The 18728-nt window shown below is 38.0% G+C and carries 16 protein-coding genes and 1 other annotated feature; of the genes, 2 read left to right on the top strand and 14 right to left on the bottom strand.

Annotated elements, in window-relative coordinates; all coding sequences use genetic code 11:
- Window positions 1–966 (top strand): ABC transporter substrate-binding protein, encoded by a 966-nt coding sequence (locus JUJ52_RS09185; RefSeq protein WP_205389382.1) that lies wholly within the window; start codon window positions 1–3, stop codon window positions 964–966.
- Window positions 967–1088: 122 nt separating this feature from the next.
- On the opposite strand, the gene JUJ52_RS09180 is transcribed toward JUJ52_RS09185, so the two are convergent.
- From JUJ52_RS09180 to guaB, 12 genes are all read right to left on the bottom strand, one after another.
- Window positions 1089–1418 carry a hypothetical protein gene (locus JUJ52_RS09180; RefSeq protein ID WP_205389381.1) on the bottom strand — a complete coding sequence of 110 codons (330 nt, stop codon included), beginning with the start codon at window positions 1416–1418 and terminating at the stop codon, window positions 1089–1091.
- Window positions 1406–2503, bottom strand: a complete 1098-nt coding sequence (locus JUJ52_RS09175) for an anti-sigma factor (protein WP_051388246.1) — start codon at window positions 2501–2503, stop codon at window positions 1406–1408. The genes JUJ52_RS09180 and JUJ52_RS09175 overlap by 13 nt, the downstream gene beginning before the upstream one ends.
- Window positions 2504–2506: 3 nt before the next feature.
- Complete coding sequence (locus tag JUJ52_RS09170; protein WP_026679926.1) at window positions 2507–2992, bottom strand: sigma-70 family RNA polymerase sigma factor; 486 nt, start codon at window positions 2990–2992, stop codon at window positions 2507–2509.
- 395 nt (window positions 2993–3387) lie between these two features.
- A complete protein-coding gene (locus tag JUJ52_RS09165) occupies window positions 3388–3582 on the bottom strand; it encodes a hypothetical protein (protein WP_121604251.1) in 195 nt (64 codons plus the stop codon).
- Between the two features lie 399 nt (window positions 3583–3981).
- Entirely contained in the window at window positions 3982–4971 is a 990-nt protein-coding gene (locus JUJ52_RS09160; protein ID WP_205389379.1) for an ABC transporter substrate-binding protein, read from the bottom strand.
- 36 nt (window positions 4972–5007) lie between these two features.
- Complete coding sequence (locus JUJ52_RS09155) at window positions 5008–6033, bottom strand: FecCD family ABC transporter permease (protein ID WP_205389378.1); 1026 nt, start codon at window positions 6031–6033, stop codon at window positions 5008–5010.
- Window positions 6033–7082, bottom strand: a complete 1050-nt coding sequence (locus JUJ52_RS09150) for a FecCD family ABC transporter permease (protein ID WP_026680136.1) — start codon at window positions 7080–7082, stop codon at window positions 6033–6035. Before JUJ52_RS09150 ends, JUJ52_RS09155 begins: the two co-directional genes overlap by 1 nt.
- 267 nt (window positions 7083–7349) lie before the next feature.
- Window positions 7350–8624, bottom strand: a complete 1275-nt coding sequence (serS, locus tag JUJ52_RS09145; RefSeq protein WP_026680135.1) for a serine--tRNA ligase — start codon at window positions 8622–8624, stop codon at window positions 7350–7352.
- A gap of 62 nt (window positions 8625–8686) precedes the next feature.
- Window positions 8687–8905 (bottom strand) — a binding site (T-box leader).
- Between the two features lie 421 nt (window positions 8906–9326).
- Window positions 9327–9911 carry a pyridoxal 5'-phosphate synthase glutaminase subunit PdxT gene (pdxT, locus tag JUJ52_RS09140; RefSeq protein ID WP_205389376.1) on the bottom strand — a complete coding sequence of 195 codons (585 nt, stop codon included), beginning with the start codon at window positions 9909–9911 and terminating at the stop codon, window positions 9327–9329.
- Between the two features lie 15 nt (window positions 9912–9926).
- Window positions 9927–10811, bottom strand: coding sequence for a pyridoxal 5'-phosphate synthase lyase subunit PdxS (gene pdxS, locus JUJ52_RS09135; protein WP_026680132.1), 885 nt, complete (start codon window positions 10809–10811; stop codon window positions 9927–9929).
- 53 nt (window positions 10812–10864) lie between these two features.
- Window positions 10865–12199, bottom strand: a complete 1335-nt coding sequence (locus JUJ52_RS09130; RefSeq protein ID WP_026680131.1) for a serine hydrolase — start codon at window positions 12197–12199, stop codon at window positions 10865–10867.
- A 164-nt stretch (window positions 12200–12363) separates the two neighbouring features.
- Window positions 12364–13833 (bottom strand): IMP dehydrogenase, encoded by a 1470-nt coding sequence (gene guaB, locus JUJ52_RS09125; protein ID WP_026680130.1) that lies wholly within the window; start codon window positions 13831–13833, stop codon window positions 12364–12366.
- Window positions 13834–14034: 201 nt separating this feature from the next.
- Here guaB and JUJ52_RS09120 point away from each other — a divergent pair, with 201 nt between their 5' ends.
- A complete protein-coding gene (locus tag JUJ52_RS09120; protein WP_026680129.1) occupies window positions 14035–14985 on the top strand; it encodes a YaaC family protein in 951 nt (316 codons plus the stop codon).
- Between the two features lie 5 nt (window positions 14986–14990).
- Here JUJ52_RS09120 and JUJ52_RS09115 read toward each other — a convergent pair whose 3' ends face one another.
- Window positions 14991–16112, bottom strand: coding sequence for an HD-GYP domain-containing protein (locus JUJ52_RS09115; RefSeq protein WP_205389375.1), 1122 nt, complete (start codon window positions 16110–16112; stop codon window positions 14991–14993).
- A gap of 107 nt (window positions 16113–16219) precedes the next feature.
- Complete coding sequence (gene gyrA / locus JUJ52_RS09110) at window positions 16220–18718, bottom strand: DNA gyrase subunit A (protein ID WP_026680127.1); 2499 nt, start codon at window positions 18716–18718, stop codon at window positions 16220–16222.
- Between the last annotated feature and the right edge of the window lie 10 nt (window positions 18719–18728).

The following is an 18728-nucleotide window of genomic DNA, read 5'->3' as shown; positions in this document are numbered from 1 at the left end:
ATGATTAAAAAATTGCGCTTACCAGTTTTTCTAGTTATTCTTGCTGTCTTCTTATCAGCATGTGGTGGTAATAATAGCTCAGAAGAAGAATCAGAAAATCAAGATAGCAATGAAGATAATAATAAACAAGAAGAAATGCGTAGTTTTGAAACCGCTAAAGGGAATGTCGATATACCAGTTAAACCAAAACGAATTGTCACCGACTACTACGGGGGCGAACTACTGTCCGTAGGTGCAAACGTAGTAGGTGCTGAACCAACAGCATTTGATAATCCATTTATATCAGATTTATTAAAGGATGCAACAGATGTTGGCTATCCACTCAATGAAGAAAAAGTATTATCGCTAAAACCGGATCTAATCGTCGTTATGTATGATGATAATTACGAGGCATTATCTAAGATCGCTCCAACCATTCATATCCCATACGGTACTACATCCGATGTAGAAGAAACCGTTAAGCTATTCGGTGACATCACAGGTAAGCCGGATCAAGCAGAAGCATTCCTCACTGACTTTCATAAAAAAGGAGAGGAAGGTCGTAAAAAATTAGAGGGTGTTATCGAGCCGGATGAAACATTTGGCATTTATGAGCTTACAAACAAAGGGGAATTGTGGACCTTTGGTGATAATTCGGGTAGAGGTGGACAAGCCTTGTATAATGCGCTCAAATTAAAGATGCCAGAGAAGAACAGTGAAGGAGAAAGTACGAAACAGCTTTCTCTAGAGGTACTCCCTGACTATGCAGCTGATTATATGTTCTTAACCACGTATGACCCTGAAAATGAAGGGACAGCTTTACAAGACTTGAAAGATTCTGCTATTTGGAAAAATTTACAAGCTCATAAACAAGATCAAATCTTCTATAATGACTTTGATATTTTTTATCGTTACGACCCAATTGCAGTAAAGGAACAAATTGATTTATTCGTTGAGATGATTATCGAACGTAAAGAAAATCAGTAATCAAGTAAAACAAACTACTTGTTGGTCACTTACCAGCAAGTAGTTTGTTTAATATAAAGATGGACTACTCCAAGATTTCTAGTATTTCTCTGTTTTCCATGTGAAAAACGTTTTTACTTTCCTCATGGCTTTGGATAAATGCTTAGCTCAAAGAAACCGACGATAACAATACAAAATGCGGTAAATACATAAATACTGAATGCTAACAAGGTAAAGGTTTTTTTAAAATTCATTCTTGTTAAACTAATTAAACCAAAAAGTGTACCAAGAAAGGGTAGTACACCAAAGAAGATATTCGTAAGTCCCGCAACTTCACCGAAGGTTAGTAAAAAAATATTTAAATAGGCTAATGTAAGCAATGCACATATAAAAGACGCGATACCAAATTTTGTTTCTCTTAATTTTAGTCGTTTCTTTTTTTCTTTTCTATGAAATAAACTTACCAATTCCATAATCGCACCTCCCCTATATGAATCGCTCGAATTGCTTCATTTTCTTGTAGTTTTAATATCTCTTTTGTAGGTCCTGTAAGTACCCCGGCATAAACATGAATCCCATGGTTCATTAAATAACTAATCCGATCATTCAGCTCTAATGATTTTGCATGGGAAATGGCTACCGCTTGCTCTTCATATTTTTCTAGTAAATGAAGACTATCTAAGAATTGTGCTTCATTTGATTTTGAATTATTGTACGGTGACCAAGCATCAGGATCTGTTTGGGCAGGATAACCGATTGGCGCCAGATATCTTCCTTCTAGATCTTTACCTGTGGATTCTAAACCAGTATCTATAGCATACCATCGCCATTCCACATCCATTCCATCTACGATGTCTGGCATTTCATCTGGGTTTGTAAGTTTATTTAGTGAGACATATATTTCAGAAACAGTTCCTTCTGGCAGTTTTTCAAGTGTATCCCAAGCTGTATTATCTCGATTCGTAATCGTTGCTTTAGGGTGATATAGTTTTTTTGTATCAAAATATGGGATTCGCTCTTTCGGAGATTCTGTAATATAGTTTCGTACTGGCATTTTTGCATCATCGAATAGATATTTGACCTGCCACTCCCCTTGCTTTATATCCTTTTTGCCAATTCGTTTGAAAAGATCCATCTGAACTTGAAAATGAAATAAATTAATCTGCTCCTCTATCTCCATTTCTTCAAGACTAACATTTGGCTCCGTGACGTAAACTGTATTAATTGCAACATCTATAAGTTCTTCAGCCTTATTATTCACGCCATAGTACAGATAACTAGCTATCACCATAATAGGGTATATGAGTAATAGGATCATAACAACATAGGCTACTAAGGAAAATTTAGCATGCCGAATACTACTGTTTAGAATTTGCTGGACTTTTTCCGGAGGTATATCTTCACGATCATTCTCCTGATCAACAGATGGTATCTCTTTCCCTAGTATTTCCTGATAATCATCAAGCCTATCTAATTCCTCCTCTACTTCCAGAGCTTCCTCCTCTGACAGCTCACCATTATAATATTTTTTTAGCTTTTCTTTCCATTCTGTGCTCATGCTTCACTCCCCTTTTTTATAAAGCTGTCTAAGTCGTCCTCTTCCACGGAAAATATGGGATTTCAAGGTGTTCTCCTTTACTGATAGAATAGTAGCTGCTTCTTTATAGGAATATCCTTGAATATCACATAGAAGAATAGCATCCCGCTGTAAGGGCTTCAATTGATCAAGCTTTCGGTACAATTCTCTAATATGTAAGTGTTTTAAAAAATCTAGTTCTGTTGATTGATCGTGAGCTATTTTCGAAAAAAATTCTGGTTCCTGATAAACAATTCTTTTACTGTGCCTCATATAATCAATGAAAAGATGGTAGGCTATTTTAAACAGCCATGCTTTAAAGGACTTTGGCGGTGATCTATCTAATGCTATGTATGCTTTCATAAATGTATCGTGAGTCAAATCCTCTGCTAATTCCTTATCCTTACATAGGGAGAATAAATATCGATAAACATCTAAAATATAAAGCTTATATAAGTCTTGTATATCCAATATTCCTCCCCCTTCCTCCCTAAATAACGAATTCGCCTCATAAAAAGTTGCAGCTCTTTAGAATTTGATGCACTTTTTTAATAATTCGAAAGTAGCAGATACAATAACAAAAGCGGAAACGCCTGATTAGAAACGTAGCGACTGGAGCGATTCAACGGAGATAAAGGAATCACGGTGAGCTTGTGAGCCAATGATGACTTAATCGTAGGGCGATTCGTGAAGTAGCCTAGTTACTGGACGCTGGAGCTGGATGCAGCCCAACACGCCTATATTTATCCATAGGGGAAATTTTATAATTTCCTAGAAAAAAACGGAGCAAAATTCGCTCAGTCCTTATCACTACATGCTCAGATTTACGCTCCCTCTAGTAGCTATTATGGAATAATAGCTACTTCTTACTTGACCACCACTCCGGCTGCCCACTTCCCTTTCCATGGGGTTTGTCCTTCAGCTAACTTTTTTAGCAAAACCCGCTCAAAAAAGTGGATCTTCAGGTCAAACATTTCCCACAGGAGTTGAAGTGGCCGGCCTTCGCTATTATCAGGCTCTACAACGCTAGCATGAAGTAACACAGCTGCTTTTATACTCACGGATAGCGATTTTCACTTTACCCATTGTAAAAAAAGTCAACCTATTACTTATGACAAGAATTGTTGCACCTTCTCATAGCGGAGACGAATTACGTAGACTCCTGCGGGAATAGCGCGAGCCAAAAATCCACTTTGCAACGTGTTCTTCTTTGCAAAGTTAGTTGAGGTCGCGCCCACGGAAAGCGAAGTAATTAGTCGGAGCATTGCCAATATACATCAAACATTTCAAAATAACTACTTCGCTTAACGCAGTCATTGTACTGATTTTATACTTTCTTAACTTTTAAAAAAGATGCTGAGACAAAAGAAGGAAGAAACAATAAAAAACTCCCCTTCATGTAGATACAGATTTTTATTTTTTAATCTGTCTACCTTAAGGGGAGCATATCACAATCCTATTTATTCTGATTTTAATTTATCAACAATGAAATCTAATTGATGACTTAATGCAATTGGATCGGAAAAATACATATTTTGGACTTTATAATCATAAACATTCCCGTTTTTAACTGCAGGTAAGTTTTCCCACATTGTTAACGAGGTAACATCTGACTTCCGTTCTTCTGTATCTCCATTTTCTGATTCTCTTACACCAATGAATATATGATCGGCTTCTTCTAGAAATTCGGGCACAGCTTCTAATGAAATACTTGCCCAACCTTCATCTTTTGCTTCTTCAGCAGCCTTTTCCGGAGCACTCAAACCAAGTTGATTGTAAATGATTTCTCCGCCTCTTCCGTAAGACTCACCAAACAAGTATATTTCTTTTTCAGCAAGTTCAATAATAACGACTTTTTCATCGTTCTCAATGACATCTGCTATTTCTTTTTTCTTTTCTTCTACTTTCTCATCGAAGGTAGCAAAATAGTCCTTTACTGCTTCCTCTTTATTTAATATTTTTCCGAATTCGGTAAGCATTTCTCGATAATTATAAGTACCAAAAGGAATTAACACAGTAGGAGCGACTTTTGCAAGCTGTTCATATTTATCTTCTGAATACGTAATAATTAAGTCCGGTTTAAGTGCAATTACCTCTTCTATGCTAATTGACGTTTTATCTCCTACATTTTTCGTATCAGATAATTGATCTTTAAAATATGGGGAATCAAATATCCAGCCAGTAGTTGCAATTGGTGTTACTCCTAGAGCTAATGCATAACCAACATAATCCTGATCAGCGACTAAAACTCGTTCTGGATTTGCCGGAATTTCTACCTCTCCATTTGGACTTTCATATACACGTGTTTGCTCAGCTTGTTCCTCTGATTGTTTTGTATCATCCGCTTTACTGTTCTCTGCTTTTTCTTCTTTATCACTATCTCCACAAGCTGCTAGCAGAAAAATTATTAATAAACAGAAACTGAATGGAAGTATCCGTGAAAATTTCATCTATAATCCTCTTTTCTTTTTCATTTTTTATTAACCTTACGATTTACTCAACAAATATAGAAAATATGGTGCTCCAATAATTGCAACTACAATTCCGGCGGGTATTTCAGATGGCTGTAAAATTGCTTTTCCAATAGTATCTGCAGCAAGTAATAGTAGAGCCCCTGCAACAGCAGATAACGGTAATAGAAAACGGTGATTTGGTCCAATTAATTTTCTTGCTAGATGTGGGCCTATTAAGCCGACAAAGGCGATGCCTCCACTAACAGATATACAAGCAGAAGCTAATCCAACCGAAGCAGCGACTACCTTTAATCGCTCTTTCTCCACGGAAACCCCTAGCCCTGTAGCCACTTCATCACCAAAAGTTAAGACATCAAGCGTTCGTGCTTTCAAAAAGATATATGGTAATAGAATAATCATCCATGGTAATAGCGTAAATACGAAGCGCCATTCAGCCCCCCAAATCCTTCCTGCCATCCAAACTGCTAACACATCATACTTTTGTTCTGGAAGTTGTAAGGAGACAACTAATAGAATTGCATTTAATCCAGCTGCTACCGCAATTCCATTTAACACCAGACGATTAGGTAACAAGCCATTATGCCTATCGTAAGCTAGCATGTAAATAATAATCGCCGTACTAATGCCACCAATTAAGGATAGAAACGGCAGTAGACCAACGGGTATACTTTCGCCAACTGGGTAGTATGCTAATGCTAAAACTACCATTAGTCCTGCACCTGTAGTTATCCCTAATATTCCCGGCTCTGCTAAAGGATTACGTGCTACTCCTTGCAAAATACAGCCGGAAACTGCTAGCCCCGCACCAACTAACATAGAGATGATAATTCGTGGAAGTCTAAATTCAAATAAAATCAATTCTTGCTGGGCGGTCCCATTTCCAATGATTGTTTGTAGCAATTCAGAAGGGGCTAAACGGATCGCGCCAATATTAACACTAATAACAAAAGTAAGCACAATTAAAACAATAAATATAAGTAATATAAGAATCCGTTTTCTTGTTCGTTCATCTTCGGACCGTATTCCTATAGAGCGCATCACAGATTCCTCCTTTCTTTTCTAGCAACATAAAGGAAGAATGGAACACCAATTAAAGCAAATAACGCACCAATTGGCGTTTCTTGTGGTGCATTAATCATACGCGCACCTATATCTGCTATACAAGTAAGAAAGCCGCCTATCACAGCTGAGCATGGAATAATAAGCCGATAATCAACTCCAACAAAAAAGCGGGCAATATGCGGAACAATTAAGCCAACAAAACCTATTGGACCAGCAACTGCGACAGCAACTCCAGCTATTAACAACACGATAATAAAGCCTGCTGCACGTACAAGCTTCGTCCGCTGTCCTAATCCTTTGGCTACATCATCACCAAGACTTAGGATCGTAATTGATTTCGATAACAGCATAGCTGCAATCAGCGCGCCGAGAACCCATGGAAACATTAATTTTAACTGTGTCCATTTCACACCTGCTATACCGCCAGCAAACCAAAAAGCCAAATCCTGACTTAAACTGAAATAAATGCCTATACCTTCACTTAAAGCTGTAAAAAATGCTGTTACAGCAGCTCCAGCTAACACTATTTTTACAGGTGTTACTACTCCTTTTCCCATCGAACTAATACCAAATACAAGAACGACGCTTACACCTGCACCTATAAATGAAAAGAGAATTAATCCATTGTAAGACATCCCAGGAAAGAGCGCAAAGCAAATGGCGACCATAAAGACCGCTCCTGCATTGATCCCTAATATTCCTGGATCAGCTAATGGATTCCTTGTCATCCCTTGCATCATCGCTCCAGCTACAGCAAAAGATGCACCAACTAAAACTCCAGCTAAGGTTCTAGGAAGTCTTAGTTCCTGAATAATGGAGTGTGAAGTACTGGTTGGATCATAATGAAATATCGCTTCCCATACAGTGGAAAATGTAATATCAGCTGCACCTATAGAAATAGAAAGTGTCAGAGCAAATATAGTTGCGATAATACCACCAATTAAAATAATCATTGCTGGCAGTGGTCTAGATTTAATAGATTTCGTTGTTGTATGTAGATCGGATGTCCGAGACTCTGCAGCCATATTTCTTCCCACTTCCTTATCAAAAAGAACTATCTAACCTAATGAAATTGATAATCATTATCATTTATATAGTAGCAATCCTTGATCACTTTGTCTACATCATTTTAGAGGTTTAAAAGAATTTTTTCTAGATGATTGTTTGAAGTCACCAGTTTTTCGTTAATGTTCCTTTGAAGTTCACTGATGCTCACAGATTAATCCTCATCCAGCGACAACTAAAATAGAAGCGTGCCGATTTATATAATTCCGGCACGCTTTTAGAATAAACTATTTAATTACTTCTTTTCCGCCCATATAAGGTTTTAATACTTTAGGGATCTCAACAGTACCATCTGCTTGCTGATAATTTTCGAGGATTGCTGCAACAGTACGACCAATCGCTAGACCAGAACCATTGAGCGTATGCACGAATTCCGGTTTAGCTTTTACATCTCTACGGAATCGTATCCCCGCTCGCCTAGCTTGGAAATCCTCAAAATTAGAACAAGAAGAAATTTCACGATACGTGTTTTGACTAGGGATCCAAACCTCAATATCATATTTTTTTGCTGCTGTAAAACCTAGATCACCAGTACACATGCTCATAACACGATATGGTAGCTCTAATAACTGTAATACTTTTTCTGCATGTCCAGTCAACATTTCCAATGTTTCATAAGATTCTTCTGGTTTAACAAAATGAACAAGCTCCACTTTATTAAATTGATGCTGGCGAATCAATCCTCTAGTATCTCTACCTGCTGATCCTGCTTCAGAACGGAAGCACCCACTAAATGCGGCATATTTTTTTGGCAAGTCATCACTAGATAAGATTTCATCCCGATGATAATTCGTTACTGGTACTTCCGCGGTTGGTGCCATAAAGTAATCCCAATCAACTAATTTAAATGCATCCTCCTCGAACTTCGGCAGCTGTCCTGTTCCGGTCATACTTGTACGATTTACCATATATGGTGGAATCATTTCCTCATAACCATGTTCATCCGCATGTAGATCCATCATAAAATTCCATAAAGCACGCTCTAAGCGTGCCCCTAAGCCTTTGTAGAATACAAAACGGCTGCCAGTCACTTTCCCTGCACGTTCAAAATCCAATATACCCAAATTTGTTGCGATATCCCAATGTGGTTGAGCTTCATAAGCAAAGTTTGGACGTTCGCCCCATTGACGCACTTCAATGTTATCATCTTCATCTTCACCAACAGGTACACTTTCATGTGGAATGTTTGGAATGGATAGCATAATTTGCCCCAATTGTTCCTCGATTTCTTTTAAATTTTTATCCAGTATAGCAATCTTTTCACCAACCTCGCGCATTTCCTTGATAGCTGGCTCTGCATCTTTCTTTTCTCTTTTTAATACAGATATTTGTTTAGATGCTTCATTTCGCTTTGCCTTCAGCTGTTCTGTTTCAGCTATAAGCTTACGCCGGTTTTCGTCAAGGTCCTCAAAACGATCCAGCTCTGATAAATCTTCGCCACGATGGGTTAATTTTGCTTTCACTTCTTGAAAATTGTTTCGTAAAAATTTCATGTCTAGCATTACAATTGTCCTCCTTAGTTATGTCTAATAAATAAAAATCAAAAAACTCCCGTCCCTAATGAAATAGGGACGAGAGTAAAATTCCCGCGTTGCCACCCTGATTGAAGAGAAATCTCTTCCGGCTTATCGTTTTAACGGTACGTCACCGGGTTTACTTACTATCCAAAGAATTCCATAAACCAATTCAAGGATGGATTCATAGCTATCTAATATCGATTCACACCAACCATCGATTCTCTTTAAGAAGATAAACTACTACTATTTCCTGTCAACATCGTTTTATATAGGTATTATATTACATCATAGCTGATTTTTTATGTATATGCAACTATCATTTTTTTGCAACTGCGCACCCCCATCCCTCGTTTGTTGTCGTCCATAATGCCAAAGATGTATCTGGAAGAACATTTTTTGCTACAGCTACCGTATCCTATCGCCCAACATGTTGAAGTGAATGTAATAGAGCAAGGTGTTGACAACCAAAAAGAGAATAAAAAAAGGCTCAGACATAGTACGCTAATCAAAAAACCGAACGATAATTCGAAGCAATGGTACCGTCCCCTGGAAGTTAAAGTGAAAAATCTAACTTCCGGGATAACCACCTTTAACTAGCATTCGAATTCGTTCGGTCTTATTCTGATTATAAAACTCCTACATGCAAAGAAAAAGCATTTGAGTTATGTCTCATCAGGTTTACTAGTGTTAAGTACTTGCTACAGCTTTCTTAACCATCTGAACAAAATAAGCAATCATCCGATTATCATCTGTTAATTCAGGATGAAAAGCTGTTGCTAGATAGTTACCTTGTCTAACTGTAACAATGTGTTCGTTATACGTAGCAAGTATCTCTACATCGGGTCCTGCTTTAACAACATAGGGCGCGCGAATAAACACAGCATTAAAATCTGCTGCAATACCATGCACCTCTACATCGGCCTCAAAACTCGCAACCTGACGTCCAAATGCATTACGAGCAACTTCCATATCAATTAGTTTTAAATGTGCAGTATCTTGATCCTTTATGGCAGTCGCCATTAAAATCATTCCAGCACACGTGCCAAAGATAGGCTTACCTTGCTTACCAAAATCTTGAATAGCATCAAAAAAGTCATAGCTGTCAATTAATCTTCTAATCGTTGTGCTTTCACCGCCAGGAAGAATTAATCCATCAATCTCAGCTAGCTGTTCTTTTCGTTTTATCTCTATTGCATTAGCACCACAAGCCTTTACAGCCCGAAGATGCTCGCGGACTGCACCTTGTAATGCAAGCACTCCAATTGTTGTCATATGGAATCCTTCCTTCTATTCACTACGATCCTGCATACGATCATGTGCTTCAATGGTGCTCATTTCAATACCTTTCATGGCAACCCCAAGGTCCTTAGAAAGTTCTGCAATCAATTTATAATCTCGGTAATGTGTTGTCGCCTCTACAATGGCCTTAGCAAACTTGGCAGGATTTGCAGATTTGAAGATACCTGAACCAACAAATACACCATCAGCCCCTAACTCCATCATGAGTGCAGCATCACTTGGTGTCGCTATCCCACCAGCTGCAAAATTAACCACAGGTAGACGGCCATCCTCACGAATTTCGATTAGTAATTCGAACGGTGCACCTATCTCCTTGGCATAAGTCATCACTTCATCTCTTGACATCGCAGTAAGCTTCCTAATTTCTGATTGTACCTGACGCATGTGACGAACTGCTTCTACAATATTCCCTGTTCCAGGTTCACCTTTGGTACGTAACATGGAAGCACCCTCGCCAATCCGACGTGCCGCTTCTCCTAGATTACGACAGCCACAAACAAATGGTACGGTATAATCTGATTTATTAATATGATACACATCATCAGCTGGTGTTAAGACTTCACTTTCATCAATATAGTCAACACCCATTGCTTCTAACACTCGTGCTTCTGTGATATGTCCAATGCGTGCCTTTGCCATTACAGGAATCGAGACAGCATTTAGCACTTCTTCTGTTATAGTAGGGTCCGCCATACGAGCGACACCACCAGCTGCTCGTATATCAGATGGAACACGTTCAAGAGCCATTACCGCAACTGCTCCTGCTTCCTCAGCAATCTTCGCCTGTTCAGCATTGACAACGTCCATAATAACGCCACCCTTTTGCATTTCTGCCATACCACGTTTTACACGTTCTGTACCTGTATGAGACATATAAACTCCCCCTTGTTATAAAATAACTATATCAGATGATCAAGAAAAATTGATTAGAATAAGCCTTTCACCCAATCAACTACTGTCGTAAATAAATCAGCAAAGAAATCACCAATTGCTCCAAGTGTTAACATAAACCAGTTGGATTTTTCAACTGTTTCATTCGCTACAACATCTACCGTACTATTACTATCTTTAATAATATAGCCATAGTCATTCTCGCCCTTATATTTAAGCTGTGCTGTCCCAATCTTTTCTCCCTTTTTAATTGGTGCAGTCAATTTGCCCTCTTTATTTAACAAATCTTTATTTATTGTATATTCCATACTATATTTATCTTTTTCATTAGGCTTAATAGGTATCGTTATTCCTTCTTTAATAGAAATATCAACCTGATCTTCCTTTCCTTTCGCTACTGGAAGGGAGGATTTACCTTTTACTTGATGTCCTGCCGGAAATACCTCTGTGCTTTCAAACTGTTGGAAACCATAATTAAATAATTTGGCAGTCTCCTCAAATCGCTTTTCTTCACTATCCGTTTGCATCACAACTGAAATCAAGCGCTGATTATTTTTTTTAGCTGTTCCTGTAAAGCAGTAACCAGCTAAATCAGTATATCCTGTCTTTAACCCATCTACACCTTCATAATAAAATTGCTCTAAAAAGGTTGTTTTATGCGGAAGCATGTGGTTCCAATTTCGGATCTCTTTTCCATCAAATTCGGTGGATGGCATGCTAGAAACCTCTAACGATTCTGGATAGTCATTTACTAGATGATAGGCAAGTAGCGCAGCAGATTCCGCAGAAAGCAAGTTTGTACCATTAGGATCTGTTCCTTCTGGATGGTTTTTTCCCAATGATTCATTGTCTAAACCAGTGGAATTAACGAATTTAAAGTCAGGAAGCCCCATTTCCTCTCCCTTTTTATTCATCATTTTCACAAATTCCGCTTCTGAACCTGCAATCAATTCAGCTAATGCAATCGAAGTAGCATTATCAGAGTTGATTGCCATTGCGTTATACAAATCTTTTACTTTATAATCCTTCGATTGTTCTAATCCTATTCCTGAAAAAGAAGCATTAGCAGAAATGCTGTATGGATAGTCACTAATCTGTGTTGTTGTATCCCAGCTGATTTGACCCTTTTCGATGGCTTCCCATACGAGATATTCTGTCATCATTTTGGTCATACTAGCTGGAGGAAGAGCCACATCCGCATTCTTGGCAAATAAAATTTTACCAGTATTTGCATCTACTAATATCGCAGATTCTGCCTCAATATCCAATGTTTCTGCAGCATTTGCAGTAAATGGCTTTGCAATGATAGAAACCATCATTACCATCGCTGCTAGTAAAATGACGAAACTCTTTTGTAGACTATGTTTCAACTTTCTGTACCTCCAACCTGTAGTTTAACCTCTATGTTTGTTGCACACTTTTTCAATTTAAGGATGCACTTAGTTATTTTACCATAGAAATAGACAAAAAAATAGACAGGGAAATATCCCCATCTACAATTTTTTCATCGACTAGTACAAAGTTTGTCGTAAGACTATATAGAATAATTAGGTGCCTCTTTGGTAATTTGTACATCATGTGGATGACTTTCCCTTAGCCCCGCATTTGTAATTTTTACGAATTGAGCATCTTCTCTTAGTGCATCAATAGTTTCTGTACCACAATAACCCATTCCAGAACGAAGTCCGCCCATTAATTGATGAATCGTATCAGCAAGTGGACCTTTATAAGCAACTCTACCTTCAATTCCTTCAGGGACAAGCTTCTTCACATCAGAGTCCTCTTGGAAATAACGATCTTTTGAGCCTGCCTTCATTGCACCAACAGATCCCATTCCTCGGTAAACTTTATATTGTCTTCCTTGGAAAATCTCCGTTTCACCAGGGCTTTCGGAAACACCTGCAAACATGCTACCTAGCATAACCGCATGAGCTCCTGCAGCCAATGCTTTTACAATGTCACCTGAATACTTGATACCACCATCTGCAATAACAGGTACATTATATTCAGCAGCTGCTTGCGCACAATCATATACTGCTGTAATTTGTGGAACACCTACACCGGCTACGACACGTGTAGTGCAAATAGAGCCAGGGCCAATTCCTACTTTAACAATCGATGCTCCAGCCTCAATCAGCTCTTTCGTTGCTTGAGGTGTTGCTACGTTACCTGCAATAATATCTAATGACGGATAAGCCTTACGTACTGCTTTTACTTGTTCGATAACCCCTTGTGAGTGGCCATGAGCTGTGTCAATAACGATAGCGTCAACGCCAGCTTCCACAAGCTTTTCAATTCGTTTCATAGCATCTCCTGTCACACCAACTGCTGCACCTGCTAATAGTCTACCTTGCGCATCTTTTGCTGCATGTGGAAACTCAATTACTTTTTCAATATCTTTTATAGTAATTAATCCTTTTAGAACCGTTTGATCATCCACTAATGGCAGCTTTTCAATTTTATATTGTTGGAGGATTTGTTCAGCTTCTTCTAAAGTTGTACCAACTGGTGCTGTTACCAGATTTTCACTTGTCATCACTTCTGAAATCAATATAGAATAATCTTGAATAAATCGAAGATCACGATTCGTAAGTATTCCTACAAGCTTCTGTTCATCCGTGTTATTAACAATCGGTACACCCGATATGCGAAATTTACCCATCAAATGTTCTGCATCATATACCTGATGTTCTGGAGTTAAAAAGAATGGGTTTGTAATTACGCCACTTTCGGAACGTTTAACACGATCTACTTGCTCTGCTTGCTCCTCAATCGACATATTCTTATGAATAATACCAATTCCACCTTGTCGAGCCATTGCTATTGCCATCGATGCTTCTGTTACAGTATCCATTCCAGCACTTATTAATGGGGTGTTGAGCTTTATATTGTCCGTTAGTTGTGTACTTACATCCACATCCTTTGGCAATACCTCTGATTTTGCAGGCATTAACAAAACATCATCAAACGTTAAACCTTCTTTAGAAAATTTATCTTCTCGCATGCTTATCCTCCTTATAAGTTTAGATAACTATCTAGGCTTTTCACTACACCCTTATGTATGCAAGAACCGAACTTGCATACACTAGTAGTACTTCTATTTTTATTTACAATACGCCAACATATTAGCTTTTTCAACAAGAGATTGTTGGAAATAAAAAAATAAATAGATTCAAAATTTTTTAATAGTTAAGAGGTATCATCTATGAATCCGATTATCTCCTTTGTTAATTACTTACAATCCCAACAAACTGCACAAAGCTATTTATGCCATTGTTATACACAGTTAAAACTTCCAGATCCGGAAGCGAAGAGCTATGAGAATTGTAATGCCTTTATCTATTATTTAAACCATGGGAACCGATTTTATCAGCAAGGAAGGAAGTCTGATCCTTTTATGCAGCCGATTCTTTATTTTTATGGGATGGTGCACTTCATTAAAGCCTGCTTATTAACCAAACGCCCAAATTATCCTGAGTCGACCAACTTATTAGCTCATGGTGTAACAGCTAGGAAAAGAAAGAAAAAGGATTATACATTTATGAATGATGAGGTAAAAGTACAACATAATGGCTTATTCCCTTACTTTTCTGAGCATTTATACGAGCAAACGATTCCATTTGAAAAAAGAAGTATGAAACATTTATTAGCAGTAATACCAGAAATGAATCAACTCTTTCAATTTCAAGGGGAACATAAGATGGTACCTGTCGGAAAACAATATTCCAAACTATTAGAGTTTCCAGCTCATTTACTGGATTCCTATCATTTAACAGATACAGCCTTTATTCGCCGAATTCAACCATACCTACCAAATATAAAATATTATGATTACGATGATCGTATGATTCGAATGGAGGTTACTGATCCAGTTAAAAAAGTAACTGGCCCATTTTTCGTCCACAGTTCTACAGAACAATTATTTTTCCCTTTAAAACGTGAAGATTATCTGTCCATTCACGAAGTGATGGTACATTATTTGATTTTATATAATCTAAGCATGCTTTGTCGTTATGAAACAGAGTGGTGGGGAGATTTATTCGTCGCAAAACCCGACATCGATTATCCATTCATTTTGTACTTCTTAGAATTAACGTCAACTAAAATGCCACTTCTATTAGGGGAAAATTTATACGATCAACGAAAAAAATTGTAAGAGAGTCAGTCGATGCTAGACGAACTCTCTAAAATCTCTTCAATATAAACAGTAGGATGATTTTGTAATGCCATGATGTCGTCATTATCTTGTAGCCTTATCATTGGTCGAGTTGGCTTATTGGCATCAGTGAAGACAATCTCCCCTATCATTGCATTGGATAGCTTTACCTTTGTCCCTACGGGGAAATTGGTAATACCCTGCACAAAAGTATGAACTACATCTGGATCTAACTTAGAAAATTGCTCCTGCCGCAGTTTCTCCATTACCTTAAAAGGGGATTGCTTTTCCTTATATAACCGATCACAAATCATAGCATGGTACATATCACAAACAGCGACAATCCGAGCATAACGATGAATTTTCCCTTTGGATAATCCAAGTGGATAACCACTGCCATCCATTCGCTCGTGATGTTGTAAGACTGCTTGTTTAACAGCTTGTTTAATCGTTGGTAATTTCTCGGTTAATCGATAGGAATAAGTAGGATGCTTTTTTACTTCTAATAAATCTTCAGTTGTTAAAAAATGATGTTTCTTCACGATGGCAGGATCAATTCTTGCCATTCCACAATCACTTAAAAATCCTGCTAGACCAACTTGTAACCATTCTCCTTTTGCGTATCCGGTTTTGTATCCGAGATAAGCCGATAAAATAGCCACCGCCACATTATGATGAAAGAAATAGTCCTCCCTAGTTGCATAGTGATGTATAGTATAGATTGCCTGGCTGATGTCTTTCATTCGCCCTAACAAAGGAATAATCAACTTACGTACTTGAGTAATATCAATAGCTGAGCCGTTTTGCCAAGATACAAAGAGCGCTTTGTATTGCTTAACAGCTAGCTGATAATGTGCTGCAAATGGTAAAGATGATGTTTCCTCACGAAGGTTAGTTTCTAACAAATCACTCTTTCTTTGCTGCATTTCTTCCTCTTTCGGCTGATATTCACTACCATCTGCCAACTTTGGAGAGACATGAACGGTTTTCACTAGGAATTTTTGTAATACAACAATATGCTGCTCTGTAAGCACAGTCTGCTTAGGGATTATCGGACGACTCGTTTTTCCTTCTACGTCCTTCATTAAAACACAGCCTGGTATTAGATGTAATGGACTTACTTGCATATTACTTTCCTCCCCACTAGATAAATAAGATATATAAAATAGGATAGTATCTCATTGTGTTTCATCTAGTTGAAAAAAAGATGGCCGAACGTCAGCCATCTTTTCAATTATTCTTCCACATCTTCTGTTGTATCTTGTGCTGCTTGATCTTTCTGATCCACTTGTTCTTCTTCCTCATCCTGATCAATCCTTGTTACAGTAGCTACTTCCTCATCATCCTGTAAACGGATCAAACGAACTCCCATCGTATTACGTCCAGTCTCTGATATATCTTCGACTGGAATACGAATGAGTACACCTGCAACAGTAATTAGCATAAGATCTTCTTTACCTGAAACAGCTTTCACCGCTGCTACATGTCCTGTTTTTTCTGTTAAATTACAAGTGTATATTCCTTTACCACCACGATTTGTTATTCGATACTCTGACTCTGGTGTTTGTTTACCATAACCCTTACTTGTTACGTGGAGAATCTTAGCATCTTCCTGTAAGATTTCCATGGAAACAACCTCATCATCTTCACGTAATGATATACCCTTTACGCCAGCTGCAGTCCTTCCCATAGATCGTATTTGGTCCTCTGGAAAACGAATTAAATAGCCATTTTTCGTTGCAATCATCATATCCTTTGTACCATCAGTTAGCCGCACTGAGATCAGCTCATCTTCTTCTCGAAGTCCTACTGCAATAAGTCCACCTTTACGAATATTTGCAAATTGGGCAAGTGACGTACGTTTAGAAATACCGTGCTTCGTTGTAAAAAATAAAAATTGATCTTCACGATAGTCTTTTACAGAGATAACCGCATTCACCCATTCGCCTTTCTCAATTTGCAACAGATTAATAATGGGAATTCCTTTTGCAGTTCTACTGAACTCTGGCACTTCATATCCTTTTGCCTTGTACACTTTACCTTTATTTGTGAAGAATAATATAGTGTCATGGGTAGAAGTAGAGACAAGATGTTCAACAAAATCATCCTCATTCGTTCCCATTCCTTGGATACCACGACCGCCACGCTTCTGAGTACGATAGGTAGAAGAAGGTAATCGTTTGATATATCCCTGATGTGTTAATGTAATAACAATGTTTTCTTCTGGGATTAGATCTTCGTCCTCAAAGAAATCACTACCACCAACAACAATTTCAGTTCGACGATCATCATTAAAGCGTTCCTTAATTTCTGTTAGCTCTTCACGAATAATCTCTAATACCTTTTCTTCATCCGCTAAAATCGCTTTTAACTCTTCAATTAGTTTTTGAAGTTCTTTATACTCATTTTCAATTTTTTCACGTTCAAGACCTGTTAAACGTTGTAAACGCATATCTAAAATTGCTTGTGCTTGTTTCTCAGATAGATCAAAACGTTCAATTAGTCCAGTACGTGCAATATCTGTTGTCTTTGAACTACGAATAAGCGCAATAACCTCATCCAAATTATCAAGCGCAATTCGCAACCCCTCTAAAATATGTGCACGTGCCTCAGCTTTTCGCAATTCAAATGCTGTACGCCGTTTAATAATTACTTTTTGATGCTCTAAATAATGAATAAGACATTGTTTGATTGAAAGTACTTTAGGTTGTCCGTCTACTAATGCCAACGTATTTATCCCAAAGGTAGTTTGCAACGCAGTATGTTTATATAAATTATTAAGAACAACATTCGCATTTACATCCCGACGGAGTTCAATAACGACACGTAGCCCATCACGATCTGATTCATCTCGTAAATCAGTAATTCCGTCAATTCGTTTATCTCGTACAAGCTCAGCAATCTTCTCTATCAGCTTTGCTTTATTTACCTGATATGGTAATTCAGTTGCAATAATCGTAGACTTTCCGTTTGGCTTCTCTTCAATATTGACTTTTGCTCGAATAGTAACAGAGCCTTTCCCTGTTTCATATGCTTTGCGAATTCCACTCCTACCAAGAATTTGCCCAGCTGTAGGGAAATCAGGACCATGAATATAATCCTCCATCAGTTCATCAATTGTAATTTCTGGATCTTTACTTAGCGCAAGTACGGCATCTATTGTTTCACCAAGATTATGTGGTGGAATATTTGTTGCCATCCCTACAGCTATCCCTGATGCTCCATTAACAAGTAAGTTAGGAAATCTAGAAGGGAAAACAACTGGTTCCCTTTCTGAGCCATCATAGTTATCCGTATAATCGATTGTATCTTTATTGATATCACGCAATAATTCCATGGATATTTTTGACATTCTTGCTTCCGTATAACGCATTGCTGCCGCTGAATCTCCATCTACAGAACCAAAATTACCATGCCCATCTACCAGCATATTTCGATAACTAAAATCCTGCGCCATCCTTACCATAGCTTCATAAACAGCTGAATCACCATGTGGATGATATTTACCAATTACTTCACCAACGATACGAGCAGATTTTTTATAAGCTTTATCTGCATGCATACCTAAATCATTCATTGCATATAATATTCTACGATGAACAGGCTTTAATCCGTCACGAACATCTGGAAGAGCACGTGAGACAATAACACTCATTGCATAATCAAGGAATGATGTACGCATTTCCTGACTAAGATTTATCTCCTGTACATTTGGACGTTGCTGATCCGCCATTGTAATACTA

It is taken from the genome of Virgibacillus sp. AGTR, assembly GCF_016919725.2.
GTDB lineage: Bacteria > Bacillota > Bacilli > Bacillales > Amphibacillaceae > Virgibacillus > Virgibacillus salarius.
Note: the sequence above shows the minus strand (reverse complement) of the source record. Positions and strands in the feature narration are given on the sequence as shown.

Bases quoted from the DNA above. Each gene is read 5' to 3' on its own strand.
- JUJ52_RS09185 (WP_205389382.1), top strand. From the start codon at position 1: ATGATTAAAAAATTGCGCTTACCAGTTTTTCTAGTTATTCTTGCTGTC.
- JUJ52_RS09180 (WP_205389381.1), bottom strand. From the start codon at position 1,418: ATGGAATTGGTAAGTTTATTTCATAGAAAAGAAAAAAAGAAACGACTA.
- JUJ52_RS09175 (WP_051388246.1), bottom strand. From the start codon at position 2,503: ATGAGCACAGAATGGAAAGAAAAGCTAAAAAAATATTATAATGGTGAG.
- JUJ52_RS09160 (WP_205389379.1), bottom strand. From the start codon at position 4,971: ATGAAATTTTCACGGATACTTCCATTCAGTTTCTGTTTATTAATAATT.
- JUJ52_RS09155 (WP_205389378.1), bottom strand. From the start codon at position 6,033: ATGCGCTCTATAGGAATACGGTCCGAAGATGAACGAACAAGAAAACGG.
- JUJ52_RS09150 (WP_026680136.1), bottom strand. From the start codon at position 7,082: ATGGCTGCAGAGTCTCGGACATCCGATCTACATACAACAACGAAATCT.
- serS (WP_026680135.1), bottom strand. From the start codon at position 8,624: ATGCTAGACATGAAATTTTTACGAAACAATTTTCAAGAAGTGAAAGCA.
- pdxT (WP_205389376.1), bottom strand. From the start codon at position 9,911: ATGACAACAATTGGAGTGCTTGCATTACAAGGTGCAGTCCGCGAGCAT.
- pdxS (WP_026680132.1), bottom strand. From the start codon at position 10,811: ATGTCTCATACAGGTACAGAACGTGTAAAACGTGGTATGGCAGAAATG.
- guaB (WP_026680130.1), bottom strand. From the start codon at position 13,833: ATGCGAGAAGATAAATTTTCTAAAGAAGGTTTAACGTTTGATGATGTT.
- JUJ52_RS09120 (WP_026680129.1), top strand. From the start codon at position 14,035: ATGAATCCGATTATCTCCTTTGTTAATTACTTACAATCCCAACAAACT.
- JUJ52_RS09115 (WP_205389375.1), bottom strand. From the start codon at position 16,112: ATGCAAGTAAGTCCATTACATCTAATACCAGGCTGTGTTTTAATGAAG.
- gyrA (WP_026680127.1), bottom strand. From the start codon at position 18,718: ATGGCGGATCAGCAACGTCCAAATGTACAGGAGATAAATCTTAGTCAG.